Origin of the sequence: Pseudomonas sp. FSL R10-0399 (assembly GCF_009600165.1) — a bacterium.
Classification (GTDB): domain Bacteria; phylum Pseudomonadota; class Gammaproteobacteria; order Pseudomonadales; family Pseudomonadaceae; genus Aquipseudomonas; species Aquipseudomonas helleri.
Genome location: NZ_WIWK01000089.1, coordinates 1 through 25,920, shown reverse-complemented (window position 1 = coordinate 25,920; position 25,920 = coordinate 1). Strand labels below are relative to the sequence as shown.

29 protein-coding genes are annotated in these 25,920 nt (G+C 59.6%); 14 read left to right on the top strand and 15 right to left on the bottom strand.

All coding sequences use genetic code 11. The features are described 5' to 3' along the window. The coding region (locus tag GHO41_RS21560) for a YbfB/YjiJ family MFS transporter (RefSeq protein ID WP_153434597.1) at window positions 1-869 on the bottom strand (869 nt) is incomplete at its 3' end. Window positions 870-972: 103 nt separating this feature from the next. Between GHO41_RS21560 and GHO41_RS21555 the strand changes: the two genes are divergently transcribed. Both GHO41_RS21555 and GHO41_RS30430 read left to right on the top strand, forming a co-directional pair. Beyond that, window positions 973-1,875, top strand: a complete 903-nt coding sequence (locus GHO41_RS21555) for a LysR family transcriptional regulator (protein WP_048386125.1) — start codon at window positions 973-975, stop codon at window positions 1,873-1,875. A 125-nt stretch (window positions 1,876-2,000) separates the two neighbouring features. Continuing rightward, the gene (locus GHO41_RS30430) at window positions 2,001-2,126 is read left to right on the top strand and encodes a PA1414 family protein (protein ID WP_256677203.1); all 126 of its coding nucleotides are present in this window, start codon (window positions 2,001-2,003) and stop codon (window positions 2,124-2,126) included. 79 nt (window positions 2,127-2,205) lie between these two features. Here GHO41_RS30430 and GHO41_RS21550 read toward each other — a convergent pair whose 3' ends face one another. The 3 genes from GHO41_RS21550 to speB form a co-directional block, all read right to left on the bottom strand. Further along, window positions 2,206-3,585: a sodium:solute symporter gene (locus GHO41_RS21550; protein WP_048371515.1), complete on the bottom strand. Its 1,380-nt coding sequence runs from the start codon at window positions 3,583-3,585 to the stop codon at window positions 2,206-2,208. Window positions 3,586-3,610: 25 nt separating this feature from the next. Then, window positions 3,611-3,805, bottom strand: coding sequence for a hypothetical protein (locus tag GHO41_RS21545; RefSeq protein WP_153373595.1), 195 nt, complete (start codon window positions 3,803-3,805; stop codon window positions 3,611-3,613). A 281-nt stretch (window positions 3,806-4,086) separates the two neighbouring features. Then, window positions 4,087-5,037, bottom strand: a complete 951-nt coding sequence (gene speB, locus GHO41_RS21540; protein ID WP_048371512.1) for an agmatinase — start codon at window positions 5,035-5,037, stop codon at window positions 4,087-4,089. Between the two features lie 239 nt (window positions 5,038-5,276). Here speB and GHO41_RS21535 point away from each other — a divergent pair, with 239 nt between their 5' ends. Together GHO41_RS21535 and GHO41_RS21530 are read left to right on the top strand one after the other, a co-directional pair. Continuing rightward, entirely contained in the window at window positions 5,277-6,170 is an 894-nt protein-coding gene (locus GHO41_RS21535) for a LysR family transcriptional regulator (protein WP_048371511.1), read from the top strand. A gap of 16 nt (window positions 6,171-6,186) precedes the next feature. Next, on the top strand, window positions 6,187-6,792 hold the full coding sequence (locus tag GHO41_RS21530; RefSeq protein WP_153434596.1) for a tRNA-uridine aminocarboxypropyltransferase: 606 nt from the start codon (window positions 6,187-6,189) through the stop codon (window positions 6,790-6,792). A 30-nt stretch (window positions 6,793-6,822) separates the two neighbouring features. On the opposite strand, the gene GHO41_RS21525 is transcribed toward GHO41_RS21530, so the two are convergent. Further along, entirely contained in the window at window positions 6,823-7,221 is a 399-nt protein-coding gene (locus tag GHO41_RS21525) for a YbaN family protein (RefSeq protein ID WP_082148754.1), read from the bottom strand. A gap of 4 nt (window positions 7,222-7,225) precedes the next feature. Continuing rightward, the gene (locus GHO41_RS21520; RefSeq protein WP_153434595.1) at window positions 7,226-7,813 is read right to left on the bottom strand and encodes a YecA family protein; all 588 of its coding nucleotides are present in this window, start codon (window positions 7,811-7,813) and stop codon (window positions 7,226-7,228) included. Window positions 7,814-8,086: 273 nt separating this feature from the next. Between GHO41_RS21520 and recQ the strand changes: the two genes are divergently transcribed. After that, window positions 8,087-10,216, top strand: coding sequence for a DNA helicase RecQ (recQ, locus tag GHO41_RS21515; protein WP_048371507.1), 2,130 nt, complete (start codon window positions 8,087-8,089; stop codon window positions 10,214-10,216). Between the two features lie 116 nt (window positions 10,217-10,332). Continuing rightward, entirely contained in the window at window positions 10,333-10,767 is a 435-nt protein-coding gene (locus tag GHO41_RS21510) for a MarR family transcriptional regulator (RefSeq protein ID WP_048386112.1), read from the top strand. Between the two features lie 94 nt (window positions 10,768-10,861). Here the strand turns inward: GHO41_RS21510 and GHO41_RS21505 are convergent, their stop codons facing one another. Next, window positions 10,862-13,045 carry a patatin-like phospholipase family protein gene (locus GHO41_RS21505; RefSeq protein WP_153434600.1) on the bottom strand — a complete coding sequence of 728 codons (2,184 nt, stop codon included), beginning with the start codon at window positions 13,043-13,045 and terminating at the stop codon, window positions 10,862-10,864. A 70-nt stretch (window positions 13,046-13,115) separates the two neighbouring features. Between GHO41_RS21505 and GHO41_RS21500 the strand changes: the two genes are divergently transcribed. Further along, on the top strand, window positions 13,116-13,403 hold the full coding sequence (locus GHO41_RS21500) for a SelT/SelW/SelH family protein (protein WP_048386108.1): 288 nt from the start codon (window positions 13,116-13,118) through the stop codon (window positions 13,401-13,403). Here the strand turns inward: GHO41_RS21500 and GHO41_RS21495 are convergent. The 3 genes from GHO41_RS21495 to GHO41_RS21485 all read right to left on the bottom strand — a co-directional run bounded on the left by GHO41_RS21495 (window position 13,397) and on the right by GHO41_RS21485 (window position 16,596). Then, window positions 13,397-14,290: a DMT family transporter gene (locus tag GHO41_RS21495; RefSeq protein ID WP_153390748.1), complete on the bottom strand. Its 894-nt coding sequence runs from the start codon at window positions 14,288-14,290 to the stop codon at window positions 13,397-13,399. The genes GHO41_RS21500 and GHO41_RS21495 overlap by 7 nt on opposite strands. A 77-nt stretch (window positions 14,291-14,367) precedes the next feature. After that, window positions 14,368-15,123: an AraC family transcriptional regulator gene (locus GHO41_RS21490; protein ID WP_153390749.1), complete on the bottom strand. Its 756-nt coding sequence runs from the start codon at window positions 15,121-15,123 to the stop codon at window positions 14,368-14,370. A gap of 18 nt (window positions 15,124-15,141) precedes the next feature. Then, the gene (locus tag GHO41_RS21485; protein WP_048386102.1) at window positions 15,142-16,596 is read right to left on the bottom strand and encodes a TrkH family potassium uptake protein; all 1,455 of its coding nucleotides are present in this window, start codon (window positions 16,594-16,596) and stop codon (window positions 15,142-15,144) included. Between the two features lie 118 nt (window positions 16,597-16,714). On the opposite strand from GHO41_RS21485, the gene GHO41_RS21480 reads away from it, so the two are divergent. After that, entirely contained in the window at window positions 16,715-17,275 is a 561-nt protein-coding gene (locus GHO41_RS21480) for an NAD(P)H nitroreductase (RefSeq protein ID WP_153390750.1), read from the top strand. Window positions 17,276-17,342: 67 nt separating this feature from the next. Here the strand turns inward: GHO41_RS21480 and GHO41_RS21475 are convergent, their stop codons facing one another. The 5 genes from GHO41_RS21475 to GHO41_RS21455 form a co-directional block, all read right to left on the bottom strand. Then, window positions 17,343-18,674: a HAMP domain-containing sensor histidine kinase gene (locus tag GHO41_RS21475; protein WP_048371491.1), complete on the bottom strand. Its 1,332-nt coding sequence runs from the start codon at window positions 18,672-18,674 to the stop codon at window positions 17,343-17,345. Window positions 18,675-18,753: 79 nt separating this feature from the next. Beyond that, complete coding sequence (locus GHO41_RS21470) at window positions 18,754-19,182, bottom strand: Spy/CpxP family protein refolding chaperone (RefSeq protein WP_048371489.1); 429 nt, start codon at window positions 19,180-19,182, stop codon at window positions 18,754-18,756. A gap of 265 nt (window positions 19,183-19,447) precedes the next feature. Next, entirely contained in the window at window positions 19,448-20,125 is a 678-nt protein-coding gene (locus GHO41_RS21465; protein WP_048371487.1) for a response regulator transcription factor, read from the bottom strand. 63 nt (window positions 20,126-20,188) lie between these two features. Next, window positions 20,189-20,488 (bottom strand): YciI family protein, encoded by a 300-nt coding sequence (locus GHO41_RS21460; RefSeq protein WP_048371486.1) that lies wholly within the window; start codon window positions 20,486-20,488, stop codon window positions 20,189-20,191. Between the two features lies 1 nt (window position 20,489). Continuing rightward, on the bottom strand, window positions 20,490-21,092 hold the full coding sequence (locus GHO41_RS21455) for a septation protein A (RefSeq protein WP_048371484.1): 603 nt from the start codon (window positions 21,090-21,092) through the stop codon (window positions 20,490-20,492). Between the two features lie 84 nt (window positions 21,093-21,176). Here GHO41_RS21455 and GHO41_RS21450 point away from each other — a divergent pair, with 84 nt between their 5' ends. From GHO41_RS21450 to rluB, 6 genes are all read left to right on the top strand, one after another. Beyond that, window positions 21,177-22,040 (top strand): PHP domain-containing protein, encoded by an 864-nt coding sequence (locus GHO41_RS21450; protein ID WP_371928991.1) that lies wholly within the window; start codon window positions 21,177-21,179, stop codon window positions 22,038-22,040. Between the two features lie 13 nt (window positions 22,041-22,053). Beyond that, window positions 22,054-22,683 carry an L-threonylcarbamoyladenylate synthase gene (locus tag GHO41_RS21445; protein ID WP_178110058.1) on the top strand — a complete coding sequence of 210 codons (630 nt, stop codon included), beginning with the start codon at window positions 22,054-22,056 and terminating at the stop codon, window positions 22,681-22,683. Between the two features lie 128 nt (window positions 22,684-22,811). Next, complete coding sequence (locus tag GHO41_RS21440) at window positions 22,812-23,510, top strand: ScpA family protein (protein WP_164488149.1); 699 nt, start codon at window positions 22,812-22,814, stop codon at window positions 23,508-23,510. Between the two features lie 12 nt (window positions 23,511-23,522). Further along, on the top strand, window positions 23,523-24,476 hold the full coding sequence (gene scpB / locus GHO41_RS21435) for an SMC-Scp complex subunit ScpB (RefSeq protein WP_153434594.1): 954 nt from the start codon (window positions 23,523-23,525) through the stop codon (window positions 24,474-24,476). A 96-nt stretch (window positions 24,477-24,572) separates the two neighbouring features. After that, window positions 24,573-24,755: a DUF1289 domain-containing protein gene (locus GHO41_RS21430; protein WP_048371472.1), complete on the top strand. Its 183-nt coding sequence runs from the start codon at window positions 24,573-24,575 to the stop codon at window positions 24,753-24,755. Window positions 24,756-24,898: 143 nt separating this feature from the next. After that, window positions 24,899-25,920, top strand: a 1,022-nt coding sequence (rluB, locus tag GHO41_RS21425; protein WP_153434593.1) for a 23S rRNA pseudouridine(2605) synthase RluB, incomplete at its 3' end; no start/stop codon positions are given.

Below are 25,920 nucleotides of genomic sequence, written 5' to 3'. Positions count from 1 at the left end.
CTACTGGGCAGCAAGCATGCCAGCACACCGGCCGCCTGCACCCACAGCGCGGCCATCAGCCACAGGCGAGTGGTGCGCGGCGAGGGCCGGTGAAAGCTGATCAGCACCACGCCAATGGCCGCGCACAGGCCGAAAGCTGGCCAGAACAAATCGGCTTGCCATTGACCGCGAAATTGCGCGTTGGCCATTTGCGACAAAAACGTCGCCGGAATGATGTACCCCAAGCCATACAGCGCATAAATGGCCCCCAGGCGGGTGATGCCGGGGTGGCGCGGACTTGTGGTCGCCGTCTGCACGTGCGGAGCAAGGCCATTGGCGGGTGGCAGGATCGGCATGATCACCAGCAGCATGAGCAAGGCGGCCACCGCGTAGATCAGCCACAACATGGACGAGTTTTGCCCCTGAACGTTGGCAAACAGTGCGAGCAAGCCGGTGAGCACCACGCCAATGCCGGGTCCGGCGAACACCAGGGCGCCCAAGCGCGGGCGGTTAGCGCTGACCGCGATCTGCTGGCTGAGCGCGGTGATCATCACCATCACCCAGGCGCTCGCCACCCCGGCGCCAAAGCGCAGTAGCAAATGCGGCCAAAAGCCTTGTGCCCAGTACGAAATCAGCGTCAGCACCACACACAGCCATAAACCGGTGTGCAGTCGGCCACGGACTTGCTCCGGGCGTCTGGCACGAATGGCGTCCAGCGCGCCGATCAGATAGCCCAGATAGTTGGCGGCGGCAATCAGCCCGGCGCCGGTCAGGTCGATCTGGCCTTCGCTGATCAGGTGCGGCAGTTGCGGAGTGAGTGAAAAACGGCCAATCCCCATGGCCATCATGAGTGCGATAAAGCTGGCGAGTAAGCGAGTCAGGGCTGACATGCTGTTGATTCCCGGGCAGTGACAATGACCGTCAGGCTAGCGGTGATTGACTTTCTATAAAATTGAATAATAGTGAGTGACTTGTTCAGTTTTGGAGAATAGCGTGGAATTCAGCCAATTACGGATTTTTCAGGCCGTGGCCGAAGAAGGCTCGATCACCCGTGCAGCTGAACGTCTGCACCGCGTGCCTTCCAATCTGTCGACCCGGCTCAAACAACTTGAAGAGCAAATGGGTGTCGAGTTGTTCATGCGTGAGCGCCAGCGCTTGCAATTGTCCCCAGCGGGCAAAGTGCTGCTCGATTACACCGCGCGCCTGTTCGCCCTGCGCGATGAGGCGCTGGGTGCGGTACAGGGCGGCGTGCCGTCCGGCAAATTCACCCTTGGCACGATGTACAGCACCGCGGCGATTCATCTGCCCGCTTTGCTGGCCCGCTACCACCGCGCCTACCCGGCGGTGAACCTGCATGTACAGTCGGCGCCGAGCGGGGAATTGCTCGAAGGTTTGCTCACCGGGCGTCTGGATGCGGCGCTGGTGGATGGCCCACTTGAGTTGGCCGGGCTCGATGGCGTTGAGTTCTGTGAAGAGCAACTGGTGATGATCAGCGATCTGGATCATCCACCTATCACCCGCGCCCAGGACGTGCAGGGGCGTGAGGTGTTCGCCTTCCGTCAGGGCTGTTCGTATCGCACCCGCCTTGAGGCCTGGTACGCCAGCGACCGGGCGGCGATGGGCCGCGTGATGGAGATTGAGTCCTATCAGGGCATGTTGGCGTGCGTGGTGGCAGGGTCGGGTGTGGCGTTGATGCCAGCCTCGATGCTGGCCAGCTTGCCGGGCCGTGAAAGTGTCGGCGTACATCCCTTGAAACAACCTTTTGCCTCTGCCACTACGTGGTTGATGTGGCGAAAGGGCATGCTGGGCGCCAACTTGAATGCGTGGATAACGTTGCAGCAGACGGCGTCCGTTAAAAGCGACGTAGAAGTTGCAGCACAACGCGCATCGGCCTGACTTGAAAAGAGGAGGATTAGCCTAAAGTTCATTGACCTTAAGCAAGCATCTTGTAGGACTTAGGACTATTATCTGTACGAAGCGACCAAGGAATCCGGTCGTAAGTGTGGCCCCAAGGGGGAAATATGAAAGACAAACTGAAAAACTGGCTGCATGACGTCGGCGTTGCACTGGGCCTGATTGAGCCTCCGCTGCAACCTATTCCGATCCCTGTCGAAGACCCGCGTCGCCGTCCGCAACGTCGCCGTTAAGACGGTGGCAGCGTAAGCGCCTGATATCGAAAAAAACGGGCACGACCTCCGACGTCGCGCCCGCTGAAGAAAGTGGGTATCAGGCAGCGCTGGCCACTGTGGCCGGGCGCCGATCCAGCAAGCTGACCACGATAAAGCTGATAAGCCCTACAGCCAGGCTGTAGTAGATAGGCGTGTTGGCGTCCAGACCATCCTTGATCATAAAAATCAGCGCCGTGATAAAGCCCAGGCTCATGCTGCTGATGGCGCCTGCCGTCGTGGCGCGCTTCCAGTAAATCGCCCCGATCAATGGCACCAGCATGCCGCCAACCAGCAGGTTGTAGGCCAGCGTGAGGGCGCTGATAACGTCGCTTACCACCAAGGCAATCGCCAGCACCACAAGGCCTGTGAGCATGGTGAACAGGCGGTTGATCTTCAGGCTCGATTGCTTGCCGCCGCGCAGCTTGGGCAGCAGGTCTTCGGTCAATACGGTGGAGGCGGCGAGCAAGCCGGCACTGGCGGTGGACATCATGGCGGCCAGGGCGGCAGCAATCACCAGCCCGCGAATGCCGTCCGGCAGCGAAACCTTAACGATGGCGGCGAACGCGTTGTTGACGTTGCCCAGGTCCGGGATCAGCACATGGGCTGCCATGCCGATCAGGGCACAGGTCAGGCCGTAAAGGATGCAGTAGAACCCTGCGAACGTACCGGCGTACTTGGCCACCTTGTCAGTTTTGGCGGTAAACACGCGCTGCCAAATGTCCTGACCGATCAGAATGCCGAAGAAGTAAATCATGAAGTAGGTGACGATGGTTTCCCAGCCGATGCTGGTGAAGCTGAAGTTCGACGCTGGCAGTTTGCTCACCAGCTCATCCCAGCCGCCGACACGGTACAGACAGATCGGCAGTAGCACGAACATCAGGCCCACGGTCTTGATCACGAACTGCACGATGTCAGTCAGGGTCAGTGACCACATCCCGCCAATGGTCGAATACACCACCACCACGCCACCGCCGAGCACCACCGATACCCAGAACGGCAGGCCGAACAACACTTCAAGCACGGTGCCGATCGCCAGAATGGAGGTCACGCCGATCATCAGCGCGTAAGCCAGCATAATCACGGCACTCGCCTGGCGCGCCATCGGGTTGTAACGTTTTTCCAGCACTTGGGTCACGGTAAAGATTTTGAGTTTGAGCAACGGCTTGGCCAGGAACAGATTGAGCGCGATGATCCCGCAACCCAGGGCCGCACACAGCCAGAAGCCTGAAATCCCGTGTACATAACCCAAACGTACAGTACCGACGGTTGAAGCACCGCCCAGCACCGTGGCGGCCATGGTGCCCATGTACAGCGTCGGGCCCAGGTTGCGCCCGGCGACCAGGTATTCTTCGTGGGTTTTTGCCTTGCGCATGCCGTAGTAACCCAGCACCAGCATTGCAGCAGCGTAGATAAGGACGACTATTAGGTCTAAAGCCATGATGGCGAGTCTCCGATTATTTTTTTTATGAGGCGATCAGGCGATGGGTGGCATCACCGCTGTTTCGGGTGTGGCGTTGGGTGTATTGCGTGGCGCGCGCGTTGCCCAAAAACAGGCGAAATACATCCCTGAGTCCGGTTCGGCGTGCGTTGTTCGGAGTCGGGTTAACTCCTGGTGAATTAATGTGGCCCGCATTATTGGGGCTGTTTTTATTATTCATGATCATCTCCGATCACACTGGCTAAGGGGGCGGCAGCCTTTCCGACAAAGCGGACAAACATTCGTAACAGGCCAGCCAAAGGCCTTTTGTTCTTGTGTGCTGACTCAGGTCTTGAAGACCGGAGCCGCGCGATCCTGGCTAAAGAATTGCTCCCCTTGCATGCGCCGCTCGCTGGCCGCGTCATGCACAAAAAACGGCCCGGTCAGCCGGCAGGCCGGCGAGGGCGCTGTTCGAGGTGCGCGATGGCACCTCGAACCCTTTATCCCGTCTGGAGGCGGGGTTTAGCGATGAGTGACTCCCGGCAAGACGCAGAGCATTTCGTACAGCAAGTTCGCGCCCAGCAGTGAGGTATTGCCGGTGGTGTCGTAAGGCGGCGAGACTTCTACCAGATCGCAACCGATCAGGTCGAGGCCTTGGCAGCCGCGAATAATCTCAATCGCCTGAATGGTGGTCAGGCCGCCGATTTCCGGGGTGCCGGTGCCAGGCGCCCAGGCCGGGTCGATGCCGTCGATATCAAAACTCAGGTACACCGGGCCATCGCCGACTTTTTCGCGGACTTCAGCCATCAACGGGGCCAGCGACTTGTGCCAGCACTCTTCGGCCTGCACCACACGGAAGCCCTGTTTGCGGCTCCAGTTAAAGTCTTCAGCGGTATAGCCCTGGGCGCGCAGGCCGATTTGCACGACACGGTCACAGTCCAGCAAGCCTTCTTCAGCGGCGCGGCGGAACGTGGTGCCGTGGGCAATTTTTTCGCCAAACATGTGATCGTTCACATCGGCGTGAGCATCGATATGCACCAGGCCGACCTTGCCGTGCTTTTTGTGAATGGCGCGCAGGATCGGCAGGGTAATGGTGTGGTCGCCACCCAGCGTCAACGGGATCACGTTGTGCTCGAGGATGTCATCGTAGGCTTCTTCGATGATGCGTACGGCGTCCAGCAGGTTGAAGGTGTTGATTGCCACGTCGCCGATATCCGCGACCGACAGCGAGTCGAACGGGGCAGCGCCGGTGGCCATGTTGTAAGGGCGGATCATCACGGATTCGGCGCGGATTTCGCGAGGGCCGAAACGGGTGCCTGCGCGCAACGACGTACCGATGTCCAATGGCACGCCAACAAAGGCGGCATCCAGACCGGCGGCGGATTGCAGATGGGGCAGGCGCATCATGGTGGCAATGCCGGCGAAGCGCGGCATTTCATTGCCGCCCAGTGGTTGGTGAAGAATTTTATCCACGGGAAAGACCTCGTCGTTTGTTGTGGTTATGGCGGTCGATTCTGCGAAAGGCCAGCGGCGGGAAGAATCCCTACAGGCAAATACTTAGTTCAGATTTTTCTAAACTAATGCGCGGCCTCGAGTTAGACTCCGAGCCTAAAATATGCGCGCCACGGTTAGGAGCGAGCTTGTCTCGCGATCTTTTGATTGTGAAAAGATCGCGAGACAAGCTCGCTCCTACCGTGAAAAGTGAGTCATTCATGGCCAACGCTTTACCAGATCTAAAACTATTGCGAATCTTTGCCAGTGTGGTCCGGCACCAGGGTTTCGCCACGGCGCAGCAGGAACTCAACCTGTCGACGTCGGCCATCAGCACCTACATGAGCCAGCTGGAGGCCAATCTGGGGCTGGTGCTGTGCCATCGGGGGCGCGGCGGGTTCAGCCTCACCAGCAAGGGCGAGCTGTTTCACCAGGAAACCCTGCGTCTATTGGGCGAGCTGGAAGGCTTTGAGCAGTACGCCGCCGCGCTCAAGGGTGAACTGCGCGGCACCTTGAACCTGGGGGTGATCGACTCCACGGTCAGCGACAAAGCCTTGCCCTTTGCCGAAGCCATTGGCGCCTACAGTCAGGAGCACCCGGCGGTGCACTTGCACCTGTCGGTCATGAGCCCTTACGAATTGCAGCTCGGAGTACAAGACAACCGGCTTGATCTGGCCATCGGTGCGTTTTCGTCGCGCATGAGCGGTCTGGTTTATCAGCCGCTGTACCGTGAACAGCATTGGCTGTATTGCAGCACGCGGCATCCCTTGTTCGCTGAGCGGCGAATCCCCGAGCCGGTGATTACTCAGCAACGCATGGTCGGGCGCGGCTACTGGAGCCAGGCCGAGCTGGCGCGGCACGGCTTTAAACATAGCGCGGCCACCGTCGACAGTATGGAAGCCCAACTGATTCTGGTGCTCTCCGGTGCCTACATTGGTTACTTGCCCGAGCATTACGCCGAGCCGTGGGTCGAGAAGGGTGACTTGCGCGTGCTGCTGCCGGCGACCTTTGGTTATCAGGCGCCGTTTTCAATGATTGTGCGCCGTGGCCGTAGTCGTGAGCCGCTGATTCAAACGTTTCGCGACCTGCTCAAAGCGCAGCTAAATCAACCTTGAAGAGAGCGTTATCGCTATGTCCCGTGCCCAATGCCCTCGTTGCTTGCGCCCGCAAACGCACTGCCTGTGCGACTTGATCCCACAGCTGGACAGCTACACCCGCGTCTTGCTGTTACAGCACCCCAGTGAAGTCAATCATGCGCTGAACACCGCGCGGTTGGCGGCTCTGGGGCTGACCAACGCTGAACTGCGGGTGGGCGAAGTGTTTGAGGATTTGCACACGCTGCTCAACCCGCCGGGGTATCAGGCGCGGTTGTTGTTTCCGGGGGAGGGTGCGCAACCGCTGCAAGCGGATGCTGCGGCAACTGAAAAGTTGCTGTTGGTGGTACCCGATGGCACATGGCGCAAGGCGCGCAAATTGCTGCACCTCAACCCGTTGCTGGCCCAACTGCCGCGGGTGACCTTACCCGAGGGCGCGGTGTCCCGTTACCGCCTGCGCAAGGCGCCGGGGCCTGGGGCTTTGTCGACCGTGGAAGCCATCGTTCAGGCGCTGGATATCCTCGAAGCTCCGGCGTCCTATGCACCGCTGCTGCGCCCGTTTGAAGCGCTGATCGAAGGGCAGATCGAAGCCATGGGCGCCGACACCTACCAACGCAACCACGTCACAGAACCCCCTCTGTAGGAGCGAGCTCGCCTCGCGATCTTTTGATCTTTAAGGTTTTTCCAGGGTTTTCTGGCGCAGGATATAAAGGCTCACCAGCACCGCGCTGAGCAGCATAAACCCTCGCGCCCATGGCAATGGCACCAGGTAGCAGGACACGCCAATGCTCAGCCACATCAAACCAATGGCGTAGACCTTGGCCTTGAGCGGGATGCCGTTACCGTCGAGGTAGTCGCGGATCCAGGGCCCCAGTCGAGGGTGTTCGACCAGCCACTGGTAAAACCGTGGGGAACTGCGCGCAAAGCAGGCGGCAGCCAAGAGCAGAAAGGGGGTGGTGGGCAGTACCGGCAGGAAAATCCCCAGAACCCCCAGCGCTACGCTCAGCCAGCCAATGGCAAACAGAACGTAACGCAGCAGCCGCGAACGGCTGCTGAACGAGGGGCCGGGCATTGAATCAGTGGTGACGCGGCTTGAGGATGGCCGGTTTTTCGTCAGGGACATGGCACAGCAGGTACAGGGCGGTCAGGGCTTCCGGGATCTGCACGATCATGTCGTCCATCAGGTTGGCGTCCTGAGCGATATCGGCGAATTCTGGCTGGTCGTCGAACAGGCCAGAACCGACCATGATCGGCAGCAGCATTTCGCTGACTTCTTCTTCGGCGCTTTCGAACCAGGCCTCTTCGCGCAGGAACACGCCTTCCATAAAGCCGATGCACCAGCCGCGCAGATCGGAATCATCCGGCTCGTCGCCCAGGTCCAGTTCACACGGCAGTTCGAATTCTTCGTCCGAGGCCAGCTGGCGAGCGATATGTTCCTTGAGCTTAACCAGGGAACCTTCGATCTCTTCGCGCTCGGCGTCGTCTTTGTAGTTCGGGGTTTCAGAGAAAATGGCGTCGATCCACTCACGCTCAGGCACGACATCAGCGCAGATGGACAGGGCAGTCAGGTAGCCGTGAGTGGCTACGTAGTCCAGCGCCTCGTCATGCAGCTCGTCAGCGTCGAGGAAGGCTTGCAGGCGGGTTAGTTGCTCAGCGAAGGACATTAAGGGACTACCTAGAAAATAAACAATACCGAATTCTAGGCTTTCTTGAGCGCCCAAGCCAGTCGTTGCGCACATTTGCCATTACTTCCCGGTGATCGGTACTGCAATCACAGCGCCCTGTAGGGTGGAGTGCTCGGGTATACTGCCGCGTTTTGTGATGCCCTGCGGTCAAGACAGCGGCTCCAGCGCTCTGCGCCCAAGGGTTTAAACGCCGCTTGAGGCCGCGCCGGGTCCTGCTGACGCAGGGGTGTTTCGGCGATTTCTGGAGTTTCTATGCTCGAACAGGCTCAACGCGTACTCAAAGACATCTTCGGCTACGACAGTTTCCGTGGCCGTCAGGGTGACATTATTGAGCGCGTGGCCAGTGGTGGCGACGCTTTGGTGCTGATGCCCACCGGCGGCGGCAAGTCCTTGTGCTTCCAGGTCCCGGCGCTGTTGCGTGACGGCCTTGCGGTGGTGGTCTCGCCGTTGATCGCCTTGATGGATGATCAGGTCGCCACGCTCGAAGAGCTGGGCGTCGCCGCCGCCTCCCTGAACTCGACATTGAGCGCCGATCAACAGCGCGACCTGGCCAACCGGATCCGCCGTGGCGAAGTCAAAATGCTCTACCTGGCGCCAGAGCGTCTGGTTCAGCCGCGCATGATGGCCTTTCTGCAGAGCCTGGACATCGCCCTGTTTGCGATCGACGAAGCGCACTGTGTGTCGCAGTGGGGGCATGACTTCCGTCCGGAGTACCTGCAACTGGGCCAGTTGGCCGAGATGTTCCCCCATGTACCGCGCATCGCCCTGACCGCCACCGCCGACAAACGCACCCGCGAAGAAATCGTCACCCGCCTGCATTTGCAGAATGCGGAGCGTTTTTTGTCCAGCTTCGACCGCCCCAACATTTTTTACCGCATCGTGCCCAAAGAGCAGCCGCGCAAACAATTGCTGGCGTTTCTCTCGGAACGGCGCAGTGATGCGGGCATCGTCTATTGCCTGTCGCGTAAAAAGGTCGACGAAGTGGCGCAGTTTTTGTGCGACCAGGGCTTCCCGGCCTTGCCGTACCACGCCGGTCTGCCCAACGAAACCCGTGCCGCCAACCAAAAGCGCTTCCTCAATGAAGAAGGGCTGATCATGGTGGCGACCATCGCCTTTGGCATGGGCATCGACAAGTCCAACGTGCGCTTCGTGGCGCACCTGGATCTGCCCAAATCCCTTGAGGCGTACTACCAGGAAACCGGCCGTGCGGGCCGTGATGGCTTGCCCGCAGATGCCTGGATGGCTTACGGCCTGCAAGACGTAGTGATGCTCAAGCAGATGCTGCAAAACTCCGAAGGCGACGAGCGCCACAAGCGTCTGGAGCATCACAAGCTCGACGCGATGCTGGCTCTGTGCGAAGAAACCCGCTGCCGCCGTCAGACCTTGCTTGCGTACTTTGACGAAGACATGCCCCAGCCATGTGGGCATTGCGATAACTGTGTCGACGGCGTGCAAACCTGGGACGCCACAGAACCGGCGCGTCAGGCGTTGTCAGCGATTTATCGTACCGGCCAGCGTTATGGCACCGGCCACCTGATTGACGTGTTGCTGGGCCGCGAAAACGAAAAAACCCGCAGCATGGGCCATCAACACCTGTCGGTCTTCGGCGTAGGCAAAGCCCGATCCGAGGGCGATTGGCGCACCTTGTTCCGCCAACTGGTTGCCCGTGGTCTGGCCGACATTGATATCGAAGGCTACGGCGGTTTGCGTTTGAGCGACACGTGCCGGCCTTTGTTGCGCGGCGAAGTGACGCTAGAGCTGCGTCGCGAGCTCAAGCCGCAAACCACGGTCAAAAGCAGTTCTGCCAGCCCGGCCAGCCAACTGGTGCGTGGCGACGAGCGCGAGCAGTGGGAGGCCCTACGTGCCTTGCGCCGCAAGCTGGCCGAAGAGCATGGCGTACCGCCTTACGTCATCTTCCCCGACTCAACGCTGCTCGAAATGCTGCGCAGCCAGCCGACGTCGCTGGCCGACATGGCCAAGGTCGGCGGTATTGGTGCGCGCAAACTGGAGCGCTACGGCGAGGCGTTCCTCGAAGTGTTGGGCGGGCAGGCCGAGGCGCCGAAAGTGGTCGCGGACATCCGTCACGAACTGATCAGCTTGGCACGCGCCGGCATGACCCCGCTGCAGATTTCCGGGCAATTGCAGTGCTCTGAAAAGAACGTTTACACGCTGCTGGCCGAAGCCATTGGGCGTCAGGAACTGTCGCTGGAGCAAGCGCTGGACTTACCCGAAGAGCTGATGGAAGAAGTGCAGGACGCGTTTCTGGACGGTGAGGGCGAGTTGCCAAGCGTGGCCAGTATCGCTGAACAGTTCAAAGGTCGAGTGCCGGAAGGCGTTCTTTATTGCGTGCGCGCCGCCCTGCAATCCGAGTTCGAAATGTAACGGTTATTGGCATGTAACGAATTGATTGACATACAGGTCTTGCCTATGTGCAAGCTCCATGCTTAGCTGACTAACAATTGGTTTCACTCTTTTTCAGTCTAAACATTGAGTTTTTTATGCCGTTAACCGATCAACACCGTTTTGGTATGCAGTTGGCCCAAATGTCTCGTGGCTGGCGTGCGGAGCTGGATCGACGCCTGGCCGGTCTTGGCCTGTCGCAAGCCCGCTGGCTGGTGCTGCTGCATCTGGCACGATTCGACTGCAAGCCTACCCAGCGGGAATTGGCGCAAAGTGTCGGGGTTGAAGGTCCGACCCTTGCGCGTTTGCTCGACAGCCTTGAAGCCCAAGGTCTGGTCAAACGTCAGGCGGTGCTGGAAGACCGCCGCGCCAAGAAAATCGAATTGAGTGAGTCAGCCTTGCCCTTGATCGCCCAGATCGAGGCCATCGCCACCGCGTTGCGTCAGGAATTGTTTGTCGGCATAGACGAAGAAGATCAGCGCATCTGCATGCGCGTACACAAGCGCATCCTGGAAAACCTCGAAAAGAACTGACTTCCCTCCCTCTACCTGTAGGAGCGAGCTTGCCTCGCGATCTTTTAAACGATCAAAAGATCGCGAGGCAAGCTCGCTCCTACAAGGGCACAGCTTAGAACGTCTGCCCCAGGTTCAAATACAACGCCTTCTGATTGTCATCGTTAATCCCGTAACTGAAATTCAGCGGGCCCAGCGGTGTATCAAAGCCAATAAAAATGCTCGCGGCATTGATGTAGCCACTGTCGAACTCGTTGTCGTTGTTCCAGGCGCGGCCGCGTTCCAGTGACGCACCGGCATACAGCGGGAAATCAAGTGGCAGGTACGAGCGCGGCGTCAGGCGCCGGTAGTAAACAGCCCGCATCAAGCTGATGTTCTGCCCCGAAATCGCATCCTCACGGAACCCGGACAACTGCCGCGCACCGCCGAGCAAAAAGCTTGAGGTCACAACATTGGCCTGGTCCAGCGTACGCCCGTAACGCCCGCCCAGAATCCAGGTGTTCGGCCCCGAACTCAAGGCCTTGTCGAGGTTGAATTCCCATTGGCGATAACGCTCGTCCGAGCCCAGCGCCGGATCGAACTGGCGGAAGTTCAAGCTGATGTCTTCGCCCGTGTGCGGGAAGTAAACGTTATCCAGCGAGTCGAACGAGTACTTCACGTCATAAAAGCCTTCGCTGAAGCTGGTGCTCGGCAAGTCACGCTCGCCGATTCGTACATCGGCCTTACCCCATGCCTCACCAACGCCCACACGGATCTCACCGCTGTTGCCGATCTGGCGGCCCAGGTTCAAGCCAAATCCATAGCGCTCAAGGCGATATTCGGCAATCGGGTCGTTATCCAGAATGGCCTCGACGTTCTGCGATTGAGCGTTGATATACGGCGCCACAAAGAAACGCGAGCCCGCATCCAGCGGTTGATAGAACTCGCTGTACAACTCTTGCTTATCGCCGATTTGCACCCGCGTCAGCCACTCGGCGCCCAGGCGGTTAATGCCATTGACCCGGTAGCTGGCGCCGAGGTTAAAGGCGCTGTCGCCGTGCATGTCATCCGAGAGGTTGATGCCCAGGCGCAGGAAATCGGTGCCGCTGCGCTTGGCACGGGCGCTGATTACCAGGGTGCGCTCCTGACCTTTGTGCACCACGCGGTACTGCACTTGATCAAAGTAATCCAGGCCGTACAGTGTGCCCATGTCCCGTTGCAAACGCGCGAGATCCAGCGGCTCACCGACCGGTTGGCGGATGTAATAGCGGATCACTGAGTCGTCGATTTTCGAGTCGTTCTCGATTTTGATCGCGGTAATCACCGGGGTCCGCTCTTCGGCGGAACGGGCGATGCTCAGTTGCGCATCGGCGGGCTGGCGCAAGCTGGCCAGACGGTTTTCAAGGATCTGTGTCGCGCGATAGCCGGCATTGATGATCTCTTCTGAGCGGCCAAAGTCGGTCGCGCCAATGCTCGCGAGCGACGGTTTGATCAGTACGTCGTCCGGTTTTAGCGTGGCCAGTTGAACCTCAGAGTTGCTGCGGGTCATCAGGGTGATGGACTGGTTAAGAATGTCGAAGACCGTGTTGAGCTCCTTGCGCCCCCGCAGTGGCGTACCGATGTCGACCACAATCACCAGGTCGACGCCCATCTCGCGGGCCACGTCCACCGGGATGTTGTCGACCATGCCGCCATCGACCAGCAACTGGCCGTTGATTTCCACGGGCGCAAACACCGCCGGGATCGACATGCTGGCGCGAATTACCTGGGGCAGGTGGCCTTTGCGGAACACCACTTTCTCGCCACTGACGATGTCGGTGGCCACGGCACGGAACGGGATGGGCAGTTTGTCGAAGTCGCGCACGTCGCTGCTGTGCGCCAGCAGGCTTTCCAGCAGCAATGCCAGGTTTTGCCCCTGAATGACGCCTAATGGCAGGCCCAGGCTGCCATCGTCACGGAAGCTGAGCTTTTGTCTGACCAGAAAATCCCGGTCATCCTGCTTGCGCCGGAACGGGACGTCCTCGCGGGCGGGGCTGTCTGACAGTGCTTCTTGCCAGTCGATACTCAAAGCGAGCTTTTCCAGCTCATCAATCTTGTAGCCCGAGGCATACAGCCCGCCGATTACCGCGCCCATGCTGGTGCCCGCGATGGCATCAATATGAATGCCTTGCTCTTCCAGCGCTTTGAGTACGCCGACGTGTGCCAGACCGCGGGCGGCCCCGCCGGACAGCACTAAACCGATTTTGGGCTGGGGCTTTTCAGCCGCCAACAGGGCCAGCGGGCTTAAATACAGAAGCAGGAAAATCAGCAGACGGCGCATCATGAATCTCTGGGCAAGCGACAAAGGCGGCTATTATAGCGGCGCCTTTAACCCCAGGAGTTTTAGAAACATGTCTGCCAGCAAGCCGCAAATTGTCATCACTTATTGCACGCAGTGTCAGTGGTTGCTCCGGGCGGCCTGGTTGGCGCAAGAGCTGCTCAGTACATTTGCTGACGATTTGCGCCAAGTGGCGCTGGAACCGGGCACCGGTGGGGTGTTTCGCATTACCTGTGACGGCGTGCAGATCTGGGAGCGCAAGGCCGACGGCGGCTTTCCCGAAGCCAAGGTGCTCAAGCAGCGGGTCCGCGATCAGATCGACCCGCAGCGTGATTTGGGGCACAACGACCGGGTTCAGTGAGCGGCTGAATCGAGCACGGCTTGTTTCGGCGTCGGGCCGCTGCTGAGGCGGCTCGACACCACAATCGCGACGATGATCAACACCCCGCCAACCAGCATGCGCAGCGTCGGGGTTTCGTGGAATATCAGCCACGCCAGGGTGATGCCGTACACCGGCTCCAGAGCGAAGACCACGGCCGCTGTGCGTGCCTTGATCACCGCCAGGCTGGCGACAAACAGGCTATGGGCCACGCCGGTGCAGAACACCCCGAGCAAGGCGATCCACAGCCAGTCCATCGGTCGAACTTCGCTCAGGCCCGGTGCCGCAAAAGGCAGCAGGCACAAAGCGACCACTGCGTTTTGCCACATCGCTGCCTGCACCGCTGGCACGCGTCCGCTGTTGGCCCGGTTATTCAGCGACAGCAGCGAAAACAGCAGGCCCGAGGCAATGGCCCAGATCAACCCTTCGGTGGCCTGGCTGGCCAGATCGAAGCTGGGGGTCACCAGAATCAGGCCGATACTGACCAGCAACACCAGAATCACCTCATTGAGGCGGATGCGCTCGCGGAAAATCAGCCCTTCGAGGATCACGGTAAATGCCGGGAAGCTGGCAAAGCCCAAGGTCGCAATCGCCACCCCGGCAATTTTGACCGAAACAAAAAAACTCACCCAATGCCCGGCCAGCAGCAAGCCGCTGATCAGCAGGTTACGCGCATCGCGCAGTGCCAGTTTTTTCCAGCGCGTGCTTTTGGCCAGTGCAGCAAAGAAGGCCAGTGCAAGCACCGCGAAACCGGCCCGGCCAAACACAATAATGGAAGCTGACGCGGCGGCGAGTTTGCCGAACACGCCGGTCAGGCCGAACATCAGTGCGCCAATATGCAGGGCGCCCAAGGCGGTACGCGGAGTCATTGCAGTCCTTAAGTCGATACAGGCAAGGCAGGCAGTCTAGGCTGTGGGCCTGGGTAGTGTCTGTCGCCAGACTCGCGTCAGTTGTCGCCAGACTCGCGGCGCAGCCTCGACGGTGACGCGCCAAATGCTCGCAGCATGGCCGCGCTGAAGGCGCTTTGCGAGGCGTAGCCGACCCGGCTGGCCACTTCGCCCATGGGCAGGGCGCTGTGGCGCAAAAGCTGCAATGCCGTGTTCAGGCGGTGCTGGCGAATGTAGTCCATGGGCGTCAGCCCGCATTCACTGACGAAGCGGCTGTGTAAACGCGCGCAGGACAAACCTGCGACTCGCGCCAGATCCATGACCTGAAGCGGGTAGGCGAGGTTTTGCTCAATATAGGCATCCAGTGCGGCAAAAGGCAGGCGGTTTGCAGTTACCGGCTCGACAGCGTTGTTCAGGCTTGCCAGCAAGAGGATCGCGCCTTGCCGGGCGATCAAGGGGTCGTTCACCGGGCTGGCGGCCAGCCAGCTCACCAGTTGGTGTTGATTGGCGTCGAGGCTCAAGTGCCCGGCGTTGTCGAGCAAGCGGCGGCTGGCGTCGGCGTGACTGCCCAGCGACTCGCCGAGCCAGTCCTGGCCCGGTACATCGAGCACCAGGCACTGGCTGCCTTGTTCGCTGCCGCAAATATGATGGGCCCCAGCCGGGATCACCATCAGGTGCTGTTGGCGCAACAGGCTGGCCCGGCCGTCGACTTCGAAGTCGAGCAGGCCGGACAAGCTGATCACCAGCTGCGCATGCTCATGGCTGTGCGCGATCACGTCCTGGCGGTAATGACGCAGTGACAGGATTTGGCCCATGCTGAACCTCTGATTGAATCAATGCCGCCAGAATGCCGGAACACACAATACAAACACGGTAATGATCTCCAGACGCCCAAGCAACATGCCAAAAGACAGAATCCATTTGGCGGCATCCGGCAAGCTGGAGAAATTGCCCGACGGGCCGATGATTTCACCCAGCCCCGGCCCCACGCCAGACACCGTACTGGCGGCGCCGGTGAGGGCGGTCATCCAGTCAAGGCCAAGCAGTGACAATGCCAGTGCAATCACGCAGATGGTGGTGGCGAAGAAGAACGAAAAGGTCAAAATCGAGCGCACGATTTCTTCGTCGAGGCGGTGCCCGTTGTACTTTTGCTTGATCACCGCACGGGGGTGAATCAGCTGGTTAAGGTTGGCCTTGAGCAGAATATAGGCAACCTGAAAGCGGAAAATCTTGATTCCGCCCGCCGTCGAGCCCGAGCAACCCCCGATAAAACCCAGGTAGAAAAACAGCATCAGCGAGAAGTTGCCCCACAAGCTGTAGTCGCCCAGGGCAAAGCCTGTAGTGGTCACCACCGACGTAACGTTTAGCGCCACATGACGAAAGGCGTCCCACCATGACATGTCGGTGGTCCACCACATCCAGGTGCCCATGACGAACCAGGTCACCACCAGCAGCCCGAGCAACCCTTGAACCTGTTGATCCTTGAACAATGCCCGACGATGGCCGCGCAATGTCGCCACATACAAGGTAAAAGGCAGGCTGCCGAGAATCATCACCACAATGGCCACCCAGTGCACCGCCGGTTGCGTCCACTTGGCCAGAGACTGGTCCGAGGTTGAAAACCCGCCAGTGGAAATCGCCGACATGGCATGGTTGATCGCGTCGAACACACTCATGCCCGCCCACCAGAACGCGAGGCTGCCGAGAATGGTGATGCCCACATAAGTCGCGACAATCAAGCGCGCCACCATGTGCGAGCGCGGCATGACTTTTTCTGAACGGTCAGACGATTCGGTCTGGAACAGGCGCATACCACCGATGCGCAGCAACGGCAGAATGGCCACCGCCATCCCGATAAAGCCGATGCCGCCGAGCCAGTGCAACATCGAGCGCCACATCAAAATACCCGGCGTCATGGTGTCCAGCCCGCTCAGCACCGTGGAGCCGGTGGCGGTAATCCCGGACATGCTTTCGAAAAATGAGTCGGTGTAACTGATGTGCTGCGTCAGCAAAAACGGCAGCGCAGCAAAAATGCACACCACCAGCCAACTCGAGACCGTGAGCAGATACATGTCCCGCGGGCGCAGGTGCACCTGCTCCGGACGGCCGGGCAGCACCAGTGCCAGACCGGCGACGAAGGTGATCAGGCTGGCCCACAGGAAGGACGGCAGATCACTCATGCGGTCAAAAATGACCAGCGTCAGCATCGGCACAGACATGCTGACCGCGAGCGTAATCAGGAAGATGCCGATTACAAAACCGATAATGCGTAAAGTCGGCAGTGCCATGAAATCAGCTCGGGATTGAAGGGGGGCGCCATTCTACCTGTGGTCTGAGCGATGTAAACCGCCAGACTTTCGATGGATACCGTTAGAATAGCCGCACATTTTCTTCAGGAGGTGGCCAATGGAGGCTCTCGACGCTTTGCTTAACCGTGTATCTGCCCCGCGCTTGCTGGACCCTGCGCCGACGGCCGAGCAACGTGAAGTCTTGTTCGCGGCCGCCTTGCGCGCTCCGGATCACGGTCAGCTGCGGCCTTACCGTTTTTTGACGGTTGAAGGTGAAGCGCGCAATCAACTGGGTGAAATCCTGGCTCAAGCGGTGCAAGGGCAGGGCGGCGAAGTGACCCAGGCGGCACTGGACAAGGCGCGGGCCATGCCATTGCGGGCGCCGTTGGTGGTAGTGGTTGTGGCGCGTTTGCAGGAGCACTTCAAAGTGCCGAAGTCCGAGCAGTTAATTACCGCCGGTTGCGCTGCCCACGCCATTGAACTGGCCGCGTTTGCCCAAGGCATTGGCGCGGTGTGGCGTACTGGCGAGCTGTCCTACAACGCTCACGTGGCCAAGGGCCTGGGTCTGGAAGACGGCGAAGAAGTGGTTGCGTTCCTGTACCTGGGCACCCCGCAGAACGAACTGCGTGATGCACCAAAAGTGAACAGCGCCGAATTCGTCAAAGCCTGGTCAGCCTAAGCGTTTACTGCAGGAGCGAGCTTGCCTCGCGATCTTTTGACCTTTAAAAGATCGCGAATCAAGCTCGCTAAGTGGCATTAGGCTCCAACGGCAACTCCAGCGTGGCAACAAACCCGCCCTGCGGGTGATTGTCCAGCAGCAACCTGCCGCCATGGCGTTCTGCCGCACGGCGGGCAATCGCCAGGCCCAGCCCATGGCCTGCCGCCGCTTGGCCCGGTGCCCGGAAGAACGGCTCGCCCAGATGCGCCAAATACTCTTTAGCCACCCCCGGGCCGTGATCGCGCACGCTGATGGCGATGTGGTCGCCCGAGCGTTGTGCGGTCAATTCAATCGGTTGTTCTGGCGGGTTGAAGCGCTGAGCGTTGCGCAGCAGGTTATCCACGGCGCGTTCGATCATGGTCGGCCAACCGCTGATGCTCAGGTCAGGCTCGGCATTGAGCTGCACTCGTTGTTCGGGGGCGGCCAGTGAGGCGTCTTTCTGGACCGTGGCGAGCAAAGGGTTCAGCTCAATGGGTTCGGCGCTGGCTTGATCGGCATCAACCCTGGCCAGCGCGAGAATTTCGCTGATCAAGGACTCCAGGCGGTCGCACTCGCGGGTCAGGCGTGGCCAGAGCTTTTCGCGTTCTTCTGGCCCGGCCCGTTCGGCCAACGCCAATGCGATGCGCAAACGTGCCAGCGGTGAGCGCAGTTCATGGGACACATCGCGCAGCAGTTGGCGCTGGCTGCCGATCAAGCTTTGCAGGCGGGCGCCCATGCGGTTGAAGTCAGTGGCCAGCACGCCAAACTCATCACGGCGTGATGCGAGTTGCGCCAGGCTGTTTTGCTGGTAGGTGGTTTGCCCCAAATCGTGCACGGCCCCGCGCAAGCGGCTCAGCGGGCGGGTGATCGACAGCGTGACCAGCAAACTGAACAAGGTCAGCACTACCAGCGCAATCCCCAGCGCGCTCAGCGGCCAGATCAGGCTTTGGCGATGCCAGGCGTCCAGCTCCGGGTGCGGGATGCGGTAAATCAGCAAGTAGGTTTCGGCGGTCTTGGGGCTGGTGTACTCGACGGTCAGGCGGCGCCACGGCAGTTGCTCCTTGCCGCGCCCTTGTCGGGCTTCCCAAACCGCAGCGCGGCGTGGAAAGGTGCCTTCCACCACCGGATCGCCACTTTCGTTAAGCACCTGGACGTCAATGTGATAACGACGCTTGCGCCGTTCGAGGAAATCCTGCGCGGCGTCTGGGCCTTGGGTTTCAAAACGTTCGGTCCACTGTTGCGCCAGATTATGCAGGCCGGGGTGGCGACTGAGGATCCAGGCGTCCTGATTGAGCATATGCCCCAACAGAATCGAGAGCCCTGCGACCAAGGCTATCGCCAGCCAAAAACTGGCCAGAATCCGCCAAAACAGTGAACGCACAGTAATTCCTCACAGGTAAATGATTGAAACGACCAAAGCCCAACGACCGGGGGGCCGTTGGGCTTGGTAACAGACTAGATTATTGCGCTTTTGGAGCCTGCTGAGCTTTCCACTCCTTGAACTGTTTCCATTCTGCTTGGCGTTCAGCGCGTTTTTTTTGCATCTCATCGAACGTTTTTTGCTGATCAGGCTTGAGCAGCGCACGAATATCGCTCTGGGTTTTCTGATGCTTGGCAGCGATTTCGTCTTTCAGCGCCTTTTGATCAGCCGCCGGGAGTTTTTCCAGGTACTTCTCAACCAGTTGTTTACGTTCGTGCATTTGCTCGCCCATCAACTTGCCGATCTGCTGGCGCTGTTCGCGGCTCAGGTCCAGTTGGCTGTAAGGGGCATCGCCGCGACCGTGCTCACCGCCGTGACGTGGACCCATTGGGCCGTCACCACCAGGCATGGCCATTGCGACGGTTGGCAGGGCTGCAGCAAACATCAGAGCAATTAGAGTCTTACGCATGGTGTGTCTCCTTAGTACGGTTCCGGTGAATCCGGATGCGCCCAGTTTAGGGAGATCAAGGTCAATGGCTGTCAGTCGAGCGTAAAGCTTAGGTAAAGACGTTTTGGGGTGAGGTTTACATAGTGTCATCAACACAACACTCAGCCTTGCTCAAACCCCGTAGTCGCTGCCGAGGCACGAGGCTGCGATGTGGGTCGCAAGACCATAGCCAAGGGCCGCTTCGCACCCCATCGCAGCCTCGTACCTCGGCAGCGACTACAGGTTCTTATGCGCTATAAAAATAGCCGCGGCTGCGCAGGGCCATGATGCGTGGGCGGCCATCGGGGTGGGGGCCGATCTTTTTGCGCAGGTTGCTCACGTGCATGTCGAGGCTGCGGTCGTACAAGGTCAGCTTGCGGCCCAAGGCAATTTGCGCCAGCTCCTGTTTGTCCAGTGGCTCGCCGGGCTGGCGCAGTAACGCCTCAAGCAGGCGGCTTTCAGATACGGTCAGGGGAATGTCATGTTCGTCGATGGTGACCACGCCCCGCGCCGGGCTGAAACACAAATCGCCCAGCTCCAGTTGGGTGGACACGGCGGCCGGGTGGCTGCGGCGCAAGACAGCGCGCAAGCGGGCGGTCAGTTCGCGAGGGTCACAGGGTTTGGCCAGGTAATCATCGGCTCCCAGTTCGAGGCCGAGAATACGGTCCAGCGGTTCGCCACGGGCCGACAGCATCAGCACGGGCAGGTCAGGGTGGTCGTTGCGCAGTTGCTTGAGCAGTTCGAGACCACTGCCGTCGGGCAGCATCACGTCCAGCACCACTGCATCGGGGCTGGCCTCGAGCAACGCCTTGCGGGCGCTCAGGCCGTCGTGGCAAGCGCGTACCTGGAAGCCTTCCTGGCTTAACCAACTGCTCAGAAGCTCACACAGCTCCTGGTCATCATCTATCAGTAACAGGTCGCTCATGTCTTACTCGATTTAGCCAGTGCCGACGCTTTGCGCGTCGGCGACCGGCAAAAAATACCGCGATTAGGGCAGGACTTTCTTGAACGGCTTGACGATGACATTGGCGTACACGCCAGCAGCCACGTAAGGGTCCGCGTCAGCCCAGGCCTGGGCAGCTACCAGTGAGTCGAACTCGGCGACCACCAGGCTGCCAGTGAAACCGGCCGGGCCTGGGTCATTACTGTCGATGGCCGGGTGCGGGCCAGCCAGAACGACACGGCCTTCTTTTTGCAGTGCTTGCAGGCGCTCAAGGTGCGCCGGGCGTGCGGCCAGGCGTTTTTCAAGGGAGTCGGCAACGTCGGTGGAAATGATTGCGTAGAGCATGTCAGTCCTCGGATTTGGTGTTGGTCGGTGCAGAATCGGTGTCATGCAGGTGGCGCGACAGATAAATACCCTGAGCAACCAGGAACAGCACGGTCATGCCCAGGCTGCCGAAGACTTTGAAGTCGACCCAGATGCTCTGATAAGTGAAGGCCACAAACAGGTTGGCCGCACCGCAGAACAGGAAGAAGCCGATCCAGGCCAGGTTCAGGCGCGTCCAGACGGCATCCGGCAGGGTCAGCGCGTGGCCCATGATGCGTTTGATCAGCGGCTTGTCGCCAATGAAATGGCTACCGGCAAACGCCACGGCAAACAGCCAGTTCACCACCGGCGCCTTCCATTTAAGGAAGGTTTCGCTGTGGAAGGCCAAGGTCAGGCTGCCAAATACCAGGCAGGCGATCAGGGTCAGCCACTGGCTCTTTTCGAGCTTGCGCTGCTTGATAAACAGAATGCCGTAAACCACCACCGAGCTGAGGATCAACATCGCTGTCGCGCTGAAGATGCCCCCGACCGTCAGGCTATGCCCGGCGAAATCAACGACGCGTGGTTCGATTTTGTAGACAACGAAAAACAGTAACAGCGGGATGAAGTCGATGAATTGTTTCACAGTGGCAGCCAGAAGCAGGATGTGGCGGCATAATAACAAACATCAATGACAGCGAAAGCGTCAGCTAGAGGTTATTAAATCCCCGTGGAAATAGACTTGCATTGCCATAGCACGGCATCTGATGGCGCTTTGGCGCCGGCGGCACTGGTTGCGCGTGCGTTCGAGAAAGGTGTGCGAGTCCTGGCCCTGACCGATCACGATACACTTGAAGGCCTCGAAGAAGCCCGCGCGGCGGCGCTGGCCTTGAACATGACGCTGGTAAACGGCATTGAATTGTCGTGCACCTGGGGTGGCGCAACCATTCATGTACTGGGCTACGGGTTTGATACTCAGGCCCCGGCCTTGCTTGAGGCCATCGCCAAACTGCACGAAGGCCGTTGGCTGCGCGCAGAAGAAATCAGCCGCAAGCTCGCCCTTAAAGGCATGCCCGGCGCGCTGGAAGGCGCGCGGGCCATTCAACAAGGCCTGGGCGACAGCGGCAATGCCCCGGCCCGTCCGCACTTTGCCGACTACCTGGTTGAGGCCGGGTACGTCAAAGACCGCGCCGATGCGTTCCGCAAATGGCTGGGCGCTGGCAAGCTGGGCGACGTCAAACAGCATTGGCCAACCCTTGAAGAGACTGTCGGCACCTTGCGTGCAGCCGGTGCCTGGGTGAGCCTGGCGCACCCGTCGCACTACGATTTCACGCGCAGCAAGCGACGTCGGCTGATTGGCGACTATATTCAAGCGGGAGGTCACGCGATTGAGGTCGTCAATGGCTACCAACCTGCCGATCAGGTGGGCAGCCTGGCGATTCTGGCGCGTGAATTTGGTCTGCTGGTCAGCGCCGGCAGTGATTTTCATGGCCCTGGAGGTTGGTCCGAGATCGGCGAATATCGCCCCGTCCCGGAAGATCTGCCGCCATTGTGGTGTCGATTCAAATATGACCAGCCTGCTGCCACCGACTGAACAGGAACATAACGTGAGTCAATTTTTCCAGATCCATCCGGAAAACCCGCAGCCGCGCCTGATCAAACAGGCAGTCGAGATCATCCGCAAGGGTGGCGTGGTGATCTACCCCACCGACTCGTCCTACGCAGTGGGATGCCAGATGGGCGACAAGTCTGCGATCGAGCGGATCAAGCGCCTGCGTAACCTGGATGACAAACACAACTTCACCTTGATGTGTTCCGGGTTGTCGCAACTGGGCTTGTTTGCCAAGGTTGATACCGAGGTGTTCCGTTTGCTCAAGACGCACACACCGGGACCGTACACCTTCATCCTCAACGCCACCCGTGACGTTCCGCGTTTGTTGCTGCACCCCAAGCGTCGCACCATTGGCATGCGCGTGCCGCAGCATCCCATTGCCCTGGCATTGCTCGAAGAACTGGGCGAGCCACTGATGAGTGTCACGCTGATCCTGCCGGGTGAAACCGAGCCGATGGAAGACCCGTACCTCATTCGCGATGTGCTGGAAAAACACGTCGACCTGATTATTGATGGCGGTTTTGGCGGCAATAAGGCCTCGACCGTGATTAATCTGGTTAATGACGAACCCGAAATCGTACGGGTAGGTTGTGGTGACCCGACGCCGTTTATGGTCGAGGCCTGATGTCAGACCTGGACGTAGTAGAAACGGTTGATGAGCAAGCCGGTGCCCAGCAAGAACTGCCGTTTGCCATGGTCTATGGCCAGGCCGTTATTGAAATGCCGATGGACCTGTACATCCCCCCGGATGCGCTGGAGGTGTTTCTTGACGCCTTTGAAGGCCCGCTCGACTTGCTGCTGTACCTGATCCGCAAACAGAACATCGACATTCTGGACATTCCCGTGGCGGAAATTACCCGCCAGTACATGGGCTATGTCGAGCTGATGAAAACCGTGCGCCTTGAGCTGGCCGCCGAGTATTTGGTGATGGCCGCGATGCTGGCCGAAATCAAGTCACGCATGCTCCTGCCGCGCTCGGCCGAGGTCGAAGAGGAAGAAGGCGACCCGCGTGCCGAACTGATCCGCCGCTTGCAGCAATACGAGCGCTTCAAGGCGGCAGCGGAAGGCATTGATGGCTTGAGCCGGGTAGGGCGCGACATCATCGTGCCCAAACTCGATGCCCCCGAAGCACGGGCGCGCAAGCTGGTGCCGGACGTCGCGCTCGAAGAGCTGCTGATGTCCATGGCCGAAGTGCTGCGCCGTACCGACATGTTTGAAAGCCATCAGGTCAGCCGTGAAGCCCTGTCCACGCGAGAGCGCATGAGTGAAGTGCTGGAGCGTCTCAAAGGCGGCGGTTTTGTGCCGTTTGTTGAGCTGTTCACCGTAGAAGAAGGGCGTTTGGGCGTGGTCGTGACCTTTATGGCCATTCTTGAGCTGGTCAAAGAGTCGCTGGTCGAGTTGGTGCAAAATGAGCCCTTCACGGCAATCCACGTGCGGGCGCGAGCCGAATAAAGAGCTGAAACCATGAATTTGACTGAACCCCGCGAACTGGCACCGCTGCTGGAGGCCTTTTTGTTGGCCTCCGGAAAGCCGCAAAGCCTGGAGCGACTGTTTGAGCTGTTTGACGAGAGCGAACGGCCTGAACCGCCCGTGTTCAAAAAGGCTCTCGATGTGCTGCGCAAGTCGTGCGATGGCCGCGCCTTTGAACTCAAGGAAGTCGCCTCGGGCTATCGCCTGCAAATCCGCGAGAAGTTTTCGCCGTGGGTCGGGCGCCTGTGGGAAGAGCGCCCGCAGCGTTATTCACGGGCGATGCTCGAAACCATGGCGCTGATTGCCTATCGCCAGCCCATCACCCGTGGCGAGATCGAAGACGTGCGCGGCGTGGCGGTTAACAGCCACATCGTCAAAACCCTGTTGGAGCGCGAATGGATCCGCGTGGTGGGCTACCGCGACGTGCCGGGTAAACCGGCGATGTTTGCGACCACCAAGGCGTTTCTGGACCACTTCAACCTGCAAAACCTCGACGATTTACCGCCGTTGGCCGAACTGCGCGAGCTGGAGCCAGACCCGATCCTCGACTTCGACGACGCCCCTGTGCCTGAGCACCTGCAAGCCCTGGCAGACGAAAGCCTGGAGCCTGAAGAGCCCAAGGACGAGACCAGCTTCCGCACCCTGCTGGTGGAACTGGACTCGATGGAAGAAGGTCTTAAAACTGACTTTGATGATCTGTTGAGGGAAGAGGCAGCAGTCAGCGTTGAGCCGCAAGCGGCAAGTGAAGAGCCAGCACCTGAACCTGAGCCAGAACCAGAGCCGCAACCTGAGGCAGAACCACGGCTCAGTGCGGCGGAGCTGGCGCGTGATCGCTTGCGTGCTGCCGTCGCGGCTCTGGAAGCGCGGGCCACCCTGAGTGAAGAAGAACTCGAAGCCCGAGCCCTGGCCGACGCTATCGAACAAGAACGCCGCGATCTCGAAGACTGACACCCTCTTGTAGGAGCGAGCTTGCCTCGCGAGCTTTTAAAGATCAAAAGATCGCGAGACAAGCTCGCTCCTACAGGGATTTTGAGAGATTCCACCATGAAAGACCCCTGCATCAGCCTCTGCAAATTCACCGATGACATCTGCATCGGCTGCGGGCGCAGCAAGCGTGAAATCAAAAGCTGGAAGAAACTCGACAAGGATGAAAAACGTGCCGTGCTGGCCGAAGCCGCCCTGCGTTTGAAGACCCTGAAGGCCACCGGCCGGCGGAAAAAGAAGTAAGTCGACGCCTTCATCACCCGACATTGATGCGCAATGACCAACATCCGCGTATGATTCGCGACCCCACGCGCTCGTTCGAGCAGCAGGGCTTAATTTTTAACACCTCAGGCCACGCCTGAGTTGACACACCGGGAGGTGCCCAGATGAGTGATCTAGACCCTAAAGACAGCCAGGAAATTGGCCCGGCAGGCGAAAAACTGCAAAAAGTACTCGCCCGTATCGGCGTCGGCTCGCGCCGCGACGTAGAAAGCTGGATCAGCCAAGGCCGCATCAAGGTCAATGGCAAGGATGCAACCCTTGGGTTGCGCGTAGATCTGCATGACGCCATCTCCATCGATGGCAAGGTGATCAAGCGTGAAGAGGCCGCCGAATCGGTGCGCCGCGTGATCATGTACAACAAACCCGACGGCGAAATCTGCACCCGTGACGACCCGGAAGGCCGTCCGACTGTGTTTGACAAGCTGCCGCGTCCAAAAGAAGGCCGCTGGATCAACATCGGTCGTCTCGACATCAATACCACCGGCTTGCTGATGTTCACCACCGACGGTGAGCTGGCTAACCGCCTGATGCACCCTTCCTACGAAATGGACCGTGAATACGCGGTACGTGTGCGTGGCGAAGTCGATGACGAAATGATCGAACGCCTCAAGGCGGGCGTGGTGCTGGAAGACGGCCCTGCGCGTTTCACCGACATCAAGCAAGCGCCAGGCGGTGAAGGCTTCAACCATTGGTACCACTGCGTGGTGATGGAAGGCCGTAACCGTGAAGTACGTCGTTTGTGGGAATCTCAGGGCTTGGTGGTCAGCCGTCTGAAGCGCGTGCGTTTCGGTCCGGTGTTCCTCAACTCTGACCTGCCGATGGGTCGCTGGCGCGAAATGAGCCAGTACGAAATCGACATTCTCAGCGCTGAAGTCGGCCTCACGCCGGTTGCCCTGCCTGAAATGAACGCCAAGAGCAAAGACAAGCTTGAGCGTATGCAGCGCAAGTCGTCACGCCCAGTACCGCGTGCTGACCGTGTTGCACGCACCTTGCGCCCGGCCAATGGTGAACCGGCTGCGCCGCGTCCAGCGCGTCAACCGCACATCGAAGGTGAGCGTCCAGGTCGTCCGGCCCGTGATGAGTCTGCCCGTCCGGCCCGCAAGCCGTCCGGCCGCACTGACCGTGT